The following is an 11,557-nucleotide window of genomic DNA, read 5'->3' on the forward strand; positions in this document are numbered from 1 at the left end:
TGGTGGTCTGAGATGGAAACTCTGGCGTAGAAGCGGCGAAGACCGGGGAATCAGACGCGCGAAGGATGGAAGGAGGCGCGCAAGATGGGACAGTCGGCGTGGCTCAAGACGTCATGCCACACCCTACAGTGCACGACCGGCTGTGTCAATGGAGGCTGCGAAGGTCGATGAGGCAAGCCCTTGATTCCACGCGGCTTAATTATTTTCTGGCAAGACTCGAGAGAACCGCTCGTGTGGGGCAGTGTGATGGATCAGAATCAACTGCAGTCAACTGCGCCCCATGCCTAGCGAACTGGGCGGGCAGGAGGTTCAGCTCCTGCCCGCCAGAGCGAGTCTGGAGAATAACTGCTTATCCTTTACGACTCCTCAGGCCGTCGTGACGGAAGCAGGCACGGCCTTCGGCATGAATTCCTTGTAGCCATAGCGCTCGGCAAGATACGCTTTCGCTTCGTCGCTGACATACTCGGTAAATTTGTAACGATCGTCCTCAACGGTCTTGGCATCTTCCATGACCTTGTCGGTCGGGATCGCATACTCGATGTTGCATGAGGTATACGCCTGAATATAGGTCGGGCCGATGTCCCTGGCGATCAGCACGGCCTTCTTGATGACGCTTTCCACCCGTCGCGGATTGTTCGGCACAACCGTGGCGATATAGGCACAGCCGGCGACTTTGGCCATCGTGACCATATCCATCTTCTCGAACTTCTTTCCGAGCGGAGCCATTTTCAGCACGGCGCCTCTGGTCGTCATCCCGCTTTCCTGACCGCCGGTGTTGCCGTACACTTCGTTGTCCAGCATGATGGTCGTGAACCGTTCCTTCCGAAACCAGGAATGCAGCACCTGCTGAAACCCGATGTCAGCGGTTCCTCCATCACCCGCGATTACGACCACATCCTTCGGCTTGTCGCCGAAACGGAGCCGGAGTCCCCGCGATAAACCGCTGGCGACACCGTTCTGGTCGCCGTAATTCCCGTACACGAACGGAATCGCCGCTTGCGAAATGGCCAATCTTCCACAACCCGCCGTCCCGACGGTAATGGTGTCTTCGGGATTCGGAAAAGCAATGATCGCCAACCGAATGAACAGGGTCATGGCGCAACCGGCACACATCGGGTGCTCCTCCAGGATTTCCTTGAAGCTGCCCATCTGCGACACCGTCGTCTTTTTTCCGAATGGTCCATGCTCGACCATATCCCGATATTCTTTCGGCATGAACTGTTCAAAACCGGGTGTGAACTTTACATAATCAAGACTCATCTGAAACCTCGCTCTCTCATAGCCGCGGAAGCGGCGGTGACAATCCTACCGCTTACGAAACCAGTTGCTTTGCAGCGGCTTTCTTTTCTTTGGCCTTGGCATCACGCTCCGCCAGAAGCTGTTTCGCCGGCTCGCTGATATATTCCTTGAAGGCAAACCGTTCAGTAGGCTTCTCGGAGTCCCGCATTTCCTGCAGACCCTCCATGCTGTTCTTGCCGATTTCCAGAATGCAGGGCGTATAGAGCTGAAGATAGGTCGGGCCGATTTCCCGTGCGATCAGAACCGCGTTGCGGACGACCTTTTCAACCAGCGACGGTTTGCTCACCGTACAGTTGACGACGTAGTGACAGCCGGACTCCCGGGCAATTTCAGGCAAACGTACTTTATCGAAAAGTTTTCCGACGGGCGCCATTTTGGCAACGAACCCCTTCTGCATGAGACCGCTCTCCTGCCCGCCGGTATTGGCGTAGAGTTCGTTGTCGAAGCAGATCGTCGTGAATTTTTCCTGCCGGAACCAGGCCTGCAGCGTCATGTCCAGACCGATGTCCACCGTCGCGCCATCTCCCGCCAGCACCACCACATCCTTAATACGATCAGGAAAGCGGACGCTCAACGCACGCTTGAGCCCCGACGCGATGGCATTCTGGTTGCCGAACAGGGAATGAATGTTGTGGACGGCCACCATCGGAAACACAAGACTCGTACAGCCGGTCGAGCCGACCATGACCGTGTCTTCGGGGTTGGGAAGCGACGCCAAAATATATCGAAACGCCATGGATTCAGGACATCCGGCACACAGTGAATGCTGCTCGATCAATTCCTTGGAGGTGCCGATGTCCTTCCATCCCCGATCTTCCTTGCCGTACGTGGCGCTGCTGACCAGGTCCTGGTAATCCGACGGCATGATGTCATACAGATCTGGCGAAATCTTGATGCGTTCTTTGCTCATATCTATCTCCTCTCAGCCCTGCTGAGCGTCAATGTGCTGCACACCGTATCGAAACCGTTCTCGTTGTCTGGCCCTCTGCGCTTCACCCGCGACCGGCGAGCGTGCCAGAACGCACGCCAAGCGCACGCTTAATCTCTTCCACGATGATCTCCGGCGGCATGGTCATCCCGCCACACACTCGCGGACCGGCGATGACACGCTCACTTCTTGGAATGGTGGCCTTGATCTCTTTCGCCATCCAGCCGATGACATTGAATTCCGGAACGATGATGTGCGTGGCGTGCTTGGTGGCTTCCTTAATTTCCTCTTCCGGCCAGGGCCGGAGCGTTTTGATCTTGACGAGTCCCACGCGAATACCTTCATCCGCCAGGAGACGAATGGCTTCCCGCCCCTGAGATACCGCGGTACCGGATGTGACAATGAGCACATCGGCGTCAACGTCTTCGGTTTCGATCAGCCCGTTCAACCAGGCGATCGTGTGCTTCCGCGACCGTTCTGCGGCAGCCCAGACTTCCTGCTGCCAGCTCGCGTGCGTGGCATAACTGATGTAGTTGCTTTTCATGATGAACGGATCACGCATCATCCGGACAGGCGGACATTCCATATCCATGCAGGGCACCGGCGAGCGATACGGGTCATAGGGCGGCAGGCACATATCTGTCGGGGTCAGATCGACGACGTCTTTGGTATGCGTCACAAAGAACCCATCGCAACAGAGCGCCAATGGTAAATGCACCTCGGGCTCCTCCGACACCATATAGCCCATAAGAATCCAATCATAGAAGTCCTGTGCCGTCTCCGCATGCCAGACGAGCATGCCTGTCTGCATCAGATAAGAGATCTCGATGGTGTCCGGTTGAATCGACAGCGGGGAATTGATCCCGCGACAGGTTACGATGCATTGGATCGGCAAGCGGGCACCCGCCCACATGGGGAAGTTTTCCATCGCCCGCATGGTTCCGGGACCGGCCGTCGTCGTGAAGACACGAGCCCCACCGAAGGCGGCCCCTGCACATTGCGACATGACGGCAAATTCACTTTCCCCGCGGAAATAGTCTCCGATATACCCCTCGGCAAACAGCTCGCCGATCAACGCAGCGGCCTCGCTTTGTGGCGTGATCGGATAGGCGATCATCACGTCGATACTGGCGCGCCGGATGGCTTCCTTAATGACTTCGCTGCCGGTATAAAACGATGGCGTACGAGGCGCCTCCCGCATCATGATGCGGGGGTCGGTGAAGACCTGGCCTTTTTTATTCTTTGTTCCAATGACGGATGTGGGTTCCATGGCGGACCTCCTTCAGTCACAGTGACGATCATGCAAAGACAGCGACATGCGCCGGGATTAGGCACTGAATGAGCTACCGCATCCGCAGGTCGTCTTGGCTTGTGGATTCTTGATCGCAAAGCCCGAGCCCTGCACGCTGTCAACATAATCGACTTCGCAGCCGCTCAACAGCGGAGCGCTTTGCGAATCCATGATCACTTTCACATCACCCTTTTCAATCACCGTATCGTCGTCGCTCATCTTCGACTCGAATGCCATTCCATATTGATAGCCGTGGCAGCCCCCGCCTTTTACATATACACGCAGCCCGAGCGTATCTTTTTCTTCCAGCATCAACTCGCGAATTTTCTCTTCAGCCGTTGCCGTGATGGTAATCATAATGGTGCTCCCTTGTACTGCTATATGAAACGGATAATGGTGTCGGATGGAACTGCTGGTCACGACACCGCTCCTCGCCGGAAGCGACAATCGCTCCGTTCACGAAGACGGCATCATCGGTCAGTGCAGGGCACTCTGGCGTAAGAAGCGGCGGAGACCGGACGATCAGTCGCGCGGGATGGAGGCTCGAAGCGCGAGGGAGAGAACAGTCGGCGGAGCTAAAGACGTCATACCTTCACGCTAAGCGCTATGGCGATCGGAGTCAAGCGATATTGAGGCCTAGTCCGTAGGTTGACTCGTGCCGGGAGACAGCAAGGGAGTACACATGAAACCTATGCTCCCAACGACGAGAGACATCGGAGCATCGCCGAACCGCACGGCTCCCTCACCGATCAGACAGTGGGCCCGGTGAGGCTTCATCGCAGCTCTTAGGCCTGAGTGGCGGCCCCGACTGGCACTGGCTTCTCCTGCGGTGCCGTCTGCATTGAGGCCTTCAGGCCTTGGATAGCTCGCGCCACATCTTCCTCTGTCGACCCGAAACGATCCCCCATCACCTTGATGGCTTGATTGATCGCCTTTGTCATAATTGCGATGCGTTCTTCCGGCGTCATACTCATCCGTGCTTCTCCCCCACCTTCACTGAGGTTATTGCCGTCCCGTCAAGCCACCTGCGCTAGTGAATCCTGAGCCTGCTGCGCGAAACCGCTGTTACAGAGCCACTTGCGGGCAACCGACTGCCGCCTGCTTCTCACTGCTCACCTGAGGCACTTTGGCGTCACCGAACCGGTCTCGGTATTCCTTCCCGTCGATCACGTCACGGATCACCCGTTCAAAGCCGGAACTCACCAAATCCTTGCGAGCGCTGGCCAACGACACACTATCTACACGCCGGCCTAACAACGCACAGTACAGGCTATCGATGGCCTTTTCCGGGGCCGCCACGGGCGGTACTCCCGGGGCCGATCCGGTCTGCGCAGTTCCCATGTGGGGCGTTATCCACTTGGCGTTAAACTCCGATGATAGGGCGATCGCCTCAACAATCTGCTTCACACTTTTCTCCCCTTTTGCCAACTGCAACGCATAGCCGGACTGCACCATATACCGTTGTTGGTCCGCCTCGTTCTTCTGAAGCGAACTTGGCTCCATCCCCATCGGTCGCATGAGCAGCTGCCCGTACGACTGCGCGAGAATTGCCGTAACCTCCTGCGGCGCCCACTCCTTCGCAGCTTCGACCTCACTGAAGCAGGGCGCACTAATTCCCAGCACGGCGCTTATGATGCATGCATAGCGGAGTCGCATAGTGATGGGTCCCCTTACCACACGCGGGCCGGTCGCCTTGTCGCAACGTGGATCAGCATCAACAGCATTCCCCCCACTGTAAAGACCCAATAGACCTGGGTCGGCATCTCGGCGAGCCCGGTCCAATTAAGCCCCCAAACCACGAGTCCAAGCACGAGAGCAATCAACGCGGCATGCAACATGACACACTCCTTACTCTTCCTGATATCTACCGGGAATTCGGCTCATCGGGCGCCATAACCGGTCATGCGAACCAACGACAACAAGGAAAGTGATTGCGTGACCTAGCAGGCAGCGACAGCCAAATGCGCCCACGTCGCGCGGGGCTCCAGATGCCATTGGCGGTGAATATCGATCAGCGAATCGATGACTGCGCCACATTGACGGCAGCCCCACCCATAGGCCAGCGTCCCGCTCACAATATCCTTCATTTTGATCATCATCATGGGACCATAACAACGCGGACATCTCATTGCGCTCTCTCCCGGGGACATGACCGCTCGTGACCGTGCCATTGCGCCCCTCGCCTCACGACCCGCTCTTCTCAAACAATTTCACGACCAGTGTCTTCTCTTTGATTCGCTCCATCAACTGCGCACAGGAGGCATCGCGAATGATACTCGCGAACTGCGCATGGTAGCTCGCGACCAAGCTCCCTCCGTCCATCACTGCGTCGTAGACCAGCCAGCGTCCGTCCTGACTGACCAAACGAAAGTCGATGAAGGTGTCGACCTTGTTCCCGACCAGCCGCGTTTTGACCTGCGCGAACGTGCGCTCCCGTTGTTCTGAGAGATAGCTGATTCGTTCACCGGAATACTCCACCATCCGGTTCGCAAGCGCATCGCGAAGCAGCTGGACAAAGAGCCCGACATACTCCCGGCGGGCCACATCACTCAGTTGCCCCCAGGATGCTCCCAGAGACCGCTTGGCCATGTCTTCGTAATGCACATGATGCCGAATGACCTGTTCGATTTCCCAACGCCGCGCCTCGGATCGAGTCGGGTCTTTGAGCTCCTTGAGGATAGAGAGCAGCTCGGAGACGGTCCCCTTCACGGCCTCGGTCGGACCCTGCTCGGACCAAGCGGCCGTGGCCTGCACGATGCCCATCAGCAGGCTGATGGCTGCTACGAGGGCCATGCCCCGCCACGATACCTGACGTAGCCAGAACCTTCTCGCCGCCCCTGCTGTCCTGCTATTGTCCGTCATGCAGTCGTTCCTTCCGGTCATTCGAGCCACCCGTCCCATTCATGAGAGAGAACAACCTGGTTATTCAATATCGAATGGCCATCTCACGCGAGGCATCCGATGCCAGGCACGTCACCCCATCCCTCAAATCCTAAGACTGGCTTGCCATCAGTCGATCCATGATTCTGCCGTAGATGTATTCCGGCAAAATCTCCTTGGTCAGCAACTCTTCTCGATGATGGTAAGGCCGCCCTTCCACGATCTTCTTCGCATAATGTTCGCCGATTCCGGTCAGCGACTTGAGTCGGGAAATCTCAGCCCTATTGATATCGAGAAGCATATTTCGACCGACTCCCGCAGGCGTCTCACCCGCCCCTGCCACCATTCGCTCCTCGACGACACCAGGCCGGCCGGCCGATCTTGAACGAACTCGATGTTCCATACGCATACAGTCATCCTTCCTGCATTGCTCACCCTTCAACTTAGCCCCGAGCCACGAAAAAATGGCCGCTACATCTGCCTCGTGCACAGCCGGCGCACCACACCCGGTCAAATCCATGCGCAGGCAGCCATGTGGGACGATCGGGCTACCGTCCAGGAACAACCCGCATGGATGCACGATCGGATTCATCTCGCTGGCAACTCTGTTCGGCAATCAACCGTTGCCCGGGTGTCGCCCCCTGAGGAATTCTCGTCAGGCAAGTCGGCAGCGTATCCTCGACGGCACCGGAAGCCACCGCAACGGACTTGACCGGCGCGACGGTCACAACGGGTTTCTGTTCCGCGGCATGGACGGTCAGTGAGACGGCAAGCAACCAAGCGGTTGCCAGAAAAAGACTCAATACTCTAGTGGTGATTGTTCGATGAATACGCATAGGATAAAACCTCCCCAATAGGCAACCGTGTACCTTACAGAAACAGGCTAGCGCCCCTTCGTCACCAGCACATAATCATGCAGGTAGGTGTACAGCATAACGGTCAACATGGCCCCACCGAAGCAGACCGTCGCCACCGTAAACAGATTGTGTGCGGCCCAGAACAGTACCGTCTGCGCCATCATGGTACCCTCCATTTGTCATCAGATCCCTGCCGGTTGGCAGGAGACCTCAAGAGCACTCGTAACTCGAATCGTCTGTCTACGCAGTGCCGTCCGAGTAACTAGCCCACTTCGCAACCGCCCACTTGAAGACCATGATTCCGATGAGTGTCCAAATTTGATACATGACAACCTCCCTCGCTGCGCGAATCTTGCCGTAAGTAGAAGACTCCATCCTGAGTAGATCGTCTGATCGGTCAATGACCGATCACTGCGGGCCTACCATCGCTGGATTCTTGTTCTGTGGCGTCGAAGCGGCGAAGACTTGAGACTCGCACGCGCAGGGAGTGAGGGGGGAGAGAAAGTGCGCGCGAAAGGAGAAAGCCGGCGTGGCTTAGTACGTCATGGGTTCACCCTATAGGGCTGCGAGAGTGGTGTCAACGTGCCGGAGCGCCGATCTCAATGCAAGAGCATGATTCTATGCGGCAATAATTATTATCAGCGATCGGTCGTTTTGCACCATATTCGTGTGCCGATTGCTCCAAATCAACAGCATCGCGCATGACCACACCTGCATATGGGGATTGCGGAACCTCGACAATAAGCACCTCCATCCTAAGGCGTGGCTGATGCGGCATGAACAAATGTGATACACTCTGCATGCATCGCTGACTCCTCAGCCGCTTAACTTTGCTTCCTATCGACCCTGTGTCCGTAGATTAGCAAGATCGATTCAACCGCCCTTCCGTCCGCGATACTCCGCTCGTTTCATTCTGAAATTCGCAGTCGTCATCCCAGCCGTGTACCGCGATGCAATTGTGCGCTCACGGAATCACGAGCACCCTGGCGGCTACGTACGGGTACGATAACAAGGAGACACACGCGCTATGAGCAACGGGCAAGACAGTCAGGCATCGCCGGTGGCACGATGGGTACGCATTCCAAACGGCACCAAGGTCAGGCACCGGCATAAGGGGTATGACGGCCACATCGACGGATTGACTGAGATCGTGGTCGGACCGAATCGGAATCCCGATGGAAAAACACAGTACCGATTGAACATCGGTGGCTCGTCCCGGGAACTAGTTACTGAAGACGACCTCAGCATCCTTGTGGATGGGGACAATCTCGTGATCATGATCCGGCAGAAGGAACCGTACCGTCGCTCGATCACGGCACAACTACACGGCGTGCTCGCCGAAGATCGATTCATCAAAGCCGGCAGATCGAGCGCCGTGCCAGCAACGACGCCCCCTCAAGTGCCATCCGCCTGATATACGTCGCTCCCATGCGAGCCACGGAGGTGACCATGAGCCATACGACTTCTAAAAAACGGCAACGGGAACAGACCCAACGTGATCGCCGCACGCAGAAAGAGGCTCACCGCCTAAAACGAAAAACAGAAGGGCCAAGATCGCAAGGTCAAGATGACCCCGACCTGGCAGGTATGGTCGCAGGACCTCAGCCTCCACAGGAGGATGGCATCCACTAAGTGGGTGAGGCTGGTCGACACACGTTCACGTGACCGCCCACAATTGCTCGAAAGACACTCGAAGTAAAGCTGGGACTGGTGTCGCGGGAAACGCCCGAATCAACGGTGGGTGGCTCTGAAAATCTGATCGTTGTCTGAACTAAAAAAGCTTATTCTTCGTCAATCTCACGCTCATTCAACGATTGAACCGGTCGAGCGTTGTGGCCAATCAGCAACACGAACCGTTCAATATGGGCAGAGGTAATGGAGGTGGGTTCCTTCAGCACAATCCAGTGCACCCCTTCCGTACAAGGGGGCGTGGTCAGTGAGCCATCATAGGCGTAATGGTGCAAGTCTTTCGGCAGCAGATCCTGCGGGTTAATCAGCAAGTCCCGCACCTCATCCTGCTTCTCGCTCGGAATCCGATCCCACACGGCTGACAGAGAGGCCGATTCATTACCCAAATCCATCAGCACCGCCAGGACCACCAGATGACCCGTCTCATCTCGATGCACGAGGTGCGCCTCCATCGGATAAGTGCGGCCGTTCAGCTGATGTTCGCTGGGCTCGTGGAAATGAAACTCTTTGAGCGTATACGTTCGTCCAAGGACTTCAAGCGACTCGCCTGATTGAAAATCCACTTCAATGGTGTGGTGAGAAGTGACAACGTGACCGGAAGCGGCAGTGTAATGAACTAAGAGCCCGTCATGGCTCTGGTGATGGGGAGTGGTCCGAATATTAATGGGCGACTGGTGAGTGCCTTTTTCACAGGAGGCGGTGGTGGGAGCGATTTCCCCCCAATGGGAGGGCCCTTGGTCGCCATCATACTGCCACGCGACGGGCGCCGATCCAATAGACGTTGGCGTCCGCAGTCCGGCAAGGTCGCCCTCGGCCGCCAACAACGTACCTGCTACAACTAGAGTACTAAAACCGAGACCCAGACCCAGACGAATCCTCATTCCCGGCGGCCACTCTCCTGCGCAGATGATTGAGTAAGAACTAAAAGAATTCCTGTAGTATAAAAAAGGACTTACCACAAGTCAAATCATTTAGGTGTGAGCACCGATCACTGCTACCGCGCCGCCCGACTTCGATTCAGAGATCGGGAATCTGCCAATCGATCGGTTTAAGGTGCACCTCAGTGAGGGCTCGATTGACCTGCGAGAAACACCGTGAACCGAAGAACTTTCTCGCGGACAAGGGCGAGGGGTGAGCGCAGGAAATCACCACATGCTGCGCATTTGTGATCAGTGATTGTTTTTTCTTCGCCTCCGCGCCCCAGAGCAGGAATACCACACGACTTGGTTTTGCATTCAGGACCGCAAAGATACGATCAGTCACAGCTTCCCAGCCACGCCCCCGATGTGAATTGGCCGCATGCGCGCGAACCGTCAGAACGGCATTCAACATCAGCACTCCCTGCCTGGCCCAGGGCTCCAGGCAGCCGTTGTTTGGAACAGAGCAGCCGACATCCTCCCGAAGTTCACGATAGATATTTCTGAGCGAGCGGGGTAAAACCGGGACGTCAGGCCGTACCGAAAAACAGAGTCCGTGCGCCATTCCTGGTGTATGGTAGGGATCCTGACCAAGAAGCAGAACATTGACCTGTTCGTATGGCGTCGCCTCCAAGGCCCCAAAAATATCCTGCGAGGGAGGCAAGATTGTTTCACCTGCCTCCGCTTCCCGATCGAGAAACGTTTCGAGAGCTCGAAAGTTGTTGCCATTTATCTGTTCCGTGAAAAACTGGTACCAGCTGGATGGAATAGGTGGCAGCATAGAAAGGCACTCTTTAGTCAGCAATGAATTTCAAATGAAAAGCGCTGTACACTGTACGCTTCAATTGCCATTGAGCTCTGATAAGCGCTAAATCAATTCGGCAAACACCCATCGGCGACTGCACTAATCAGTTAGACATTCTGAGATTCAATGACAAATAAAAAAGCCTGCCCGATTTCTCGAGCAGGCTCTTTTTGTAACCCGGCAGCGTCCTACTGTCCCACTGCCTCACGGCAGCAGTATCATCGGCCTTGGAGGGCTTAACTTCCGTGTTCGGTATGGGAACGGGTGTGACCCCTCCGGCAAGGCCACCGGGAACTTCTGAAGAATCAAACCAGTGAGTTCCTATTCTAGACGATCATATGGGACTCGTCCCTGATCGACGAAGACATAGTTCGTCATTCATTTGTTCTTATTAAGACCACGTCTATCAGGAGCAAAGGATGTTAAGCCGCACGGACGATTAGTACTGGTTAGCTACAGCCCTTACGAGCCTTCCACACCCAGCCTATCAAACTCGTAGTCTACAAGTGTCCTTTAGGGGGCTTGCGCCCCGGGAGAGCTTATCTTGAGGCAGGCTTCCCGCTTAGATGCTTTCAGCGGTTATCCCAACTGAACATAGCTACCCGGCACTGCCGTTGGCACGACAACCGGCACACCAGAGGTTCATCCTTCACAGTCCTCTCGTACTAGTGAACGCCCCTCTCAACTCTCCTCCGCCCACAACAGATAGGGACCGAACTGTCTCACGACGTTCTGAACCCAACTCTCGTACCGCTTTAATAGGCGAACAGCCTAACCCTTGGGACCAGCTTCAGCCCCAGGATGCGATGAGTCGACATCGAGGTGCCAAACCTCCCCGTCGATGTGAACTCTTGGGGGAGATCAGCCTGTTATCCCCGGCGTACCTTTTAT

General features: G+C 56.0%; 15 protein-coding genes and 2 rRNA genes (1 of these 17 only partly in view). 1 reads left to right on the top strand and 16 read right to left on the bottom strand.

Annotation, left to right across the window (positions count from 1 at the left end; translation table 11 throughout):
- Nucleotides 1-366: 366 nt before the first annotated feature.
- The 12 genes from NSND_RS06580 to NSND_RS21210 form a co-directional block, all read right to left on the bottom strand.
- Complete coding sequence (locus tag NSND_RS06580; RefSeq protein ID WP_080878240.1) at nt 367-1,260, bottom strand: thiamine pyrophosphate-dependent enzyme; 894 nt, start codon at nt 1,258-1,260, stop codon at nt 367-369.
- Between the two features lie 52 nt (nt 1,261-1,312).
- Nucleotides 1,313-2,209, bottom strand: a complete 897-nt coding sequence (locus NSND_RS06585) for a thiamine pyrophosphate-dependent enzyme (protein ID WP_080878241.1) — start codon at nt 2,207-2,209, stop codon at nt 1,313-1,315.
- 82 nt (nt 2,210-2,291) lie between these two features.
- The gene (locus tag NSND_RS06590; protein ID WP_080878242.1) at nt 2,292-3,497 is read right to left on the bottom strand and encodes a transketolase C-terminal domain-containing protein; all 1,206 of its coding nucleotides are present in this window, start codon (nt 3,495-3,497) and stop codon (nt 2,292-2,294) included.
- 57 nt (nt 3,498-3,554) lie between these two features.
- The gene (gene erpA, locus NSND_RS06595; protein ID WP_013248027.1) at nt 3,555-3,875 is read right to left on the bottom strand and encodes an iron-sulfur cluster insertion protein ErpA; all 321 of its coding nucleotides are present in this window, start codon (nt 3,873-3,875) and stop codon (nt 3,555-3,557) included.
- A gap of 428 nt (nt 3,876-4,303) precedes the next feature.
- Nucleotides 4,304-4,492 carry a hypothetical protein gene (locus NSND_RS06600; RefSeq protein ID WP_080878243.1) on the bottom strand — a complete coding sequence of 63 codons (189 nt, stop codon included), beginning with the start codon at nt 4,490-4,492 and terminating at the stop codon, nt 4,304-4,306.
- A 91-nt stretch (nt 4,493-4,583) separates the two neighbouring features.
- Nucleotides 4,584-5,141 (bottom strand): phycobilisome rod-core linker polypeptide, encoded by a 558-nt coding sequence (locus tag NSND_RS06605; RefSeq protein WP_143833441.1) that lies wholly within the window; start codon nt 5,139-5,141, stop codon nt 4,584-4,586.
- A 47-nt stretch (nt 5,142-5,188) separates the two neighbouring features.
- The gene (locus tag NSND_RS21200; RefSeq protein WP_159450667.1) at nt 5,189-5,356 is read right to left on the bottom strand and encodes a hypothetical protein; all 168 of its coding nucleotides are present in this window, start codon (nt 5,354-5,356) and stop codon (nt 5,189-5,191) included.
- 102 nt (nt 5,357-5,458) lie between these two features.
- Nucleotides 5,459-5,647, bottom strand: a complete 189-nt coding sequence (locus NSND_RS20895; RefSeq protein WP_143833442.1) for a hypothetical protein — start codon at nt 5,645-5,647, stop codon at nt 5,459-5,461.
- Between the two features lie 55 nt (nt 5,648-5,702).
- Nucleotides 5,703-6,311 carry an MlaC/ttg2D family ABC transporter substrate-binding protein gene (locus NSND_RS06610; protein ID WP_159450668.1) on the bottom strand — a complete coding sequence of 203 codons (609 nt, stop codon included), beginning with the start codon at nt 6,309-6,311 and terminating at the stop codon, nt 5,703-5,705.
- A gap of 199 nt (nt 6,312-6,510) precedes the next feature.
- Complete coding sequence (locus NSND_RS21205) at nt 6,511-6,807, bottom strand: ComEA family DNA-binding protein (RefSeq protein ID WP_159450669.1); 297 nt, start codon at nt 6,805-6,807, stop codon at nt 6,511-6,513.
- Between the two features lie 139 nt (nt 6,808-6,946).
- Complete coding sequence (locus NSND_RS20900; protein WP_143833443.1) at nt 6,947-7,234, bottom strand: hypothetical protein; 288 nt, start codon at nt 7,232-7,234, stop codon at nt 6,947-6,949.
- Between the two features lie 47 nt (nt 7,235-7,281).
- Nucleotides 7,282-7,419 carry a hypothetical protein gene (locus NSND_RS21210; RefSeq protein WP_159450670.1) on the bottom strand — a complete coding sequence of 46 codons (138 nt, stop codon included), beginning with the start codon at nt 7,417-7,419 and terminating at the stop codon, nt 7,282-7,284.
- An 863-nt stretch (nt 7,420-8,282) separates the two neighbouring features.
- Here NSND_RS21210 and NSND_RS06620 point away from each other — a divergent pair.
- Complete coding sequence (locus NSND_RS06620; protein WP_080878247.1) at nt 8,283-8,669, top strand: hypothetical protein; 387 nt, start codon at nt 8,283-8,285, stop codon at nt 8,667-8,669.
- A 367-nt stretch (nt 8,670-9,036) separates the two neighbouring features.
- On the opposite strand, the gene NSND_RS06630 is transcribed toward NSND_RS06620, so the two are convergent.
- From NSND_RS06630 to NSND_RS06645, 4 genes are all read right to left on the bottom strand, one after another.
- Nucleotides 9,037-9,825, bottom strand: a complete 789-nt coding sequence (locus NSND_RS06630; RefSeq protein ID WP_080878249.1) for a carbonic anhydrase — start codon at nt 9,823-9,825, stop codon at nt 9,037-9,039.
- Between the two features lie 136 nt (nt 9,826-9,961).
- The gene (locus NSND_RS06635; protein ID WP_080878250.1) at nt 9,962-10,642 is read right to left on the bottom strand and encodes a uracil-DNA glycosylase; all 681 of its coding nucleotides are present in this window, start codon (nt 10,640-10,642) and stop codon (nt 9,962-9,964) included.
- Between the two features lie 199 nt (nt 10,643-10,841).
- A 5S ribosomal RNA gene (gene rrf, locus NSND_RS06640) occupies nt 10,842-10,958 on the bottom strand.
- A gap of 126 nt (nt 10,959-11,084) precedes the next feature.
- Nucleotides 11,085-11,557, bottom strand: a 23S ribosomal RNA gene (locus NSND_RS06645) (it continues 2,534 nt past the right edge of the window).

Origin of the sequence: Nitrospira sp. ND1 (genome assembly GCF_900170025.1) — a bacterium.
Classification (GTDB): domain Bacteria; phylum Nitrospirota; class Nitrospiria; order Nitrospirales; family Nitrospiraceae; genus Nitrospira_A.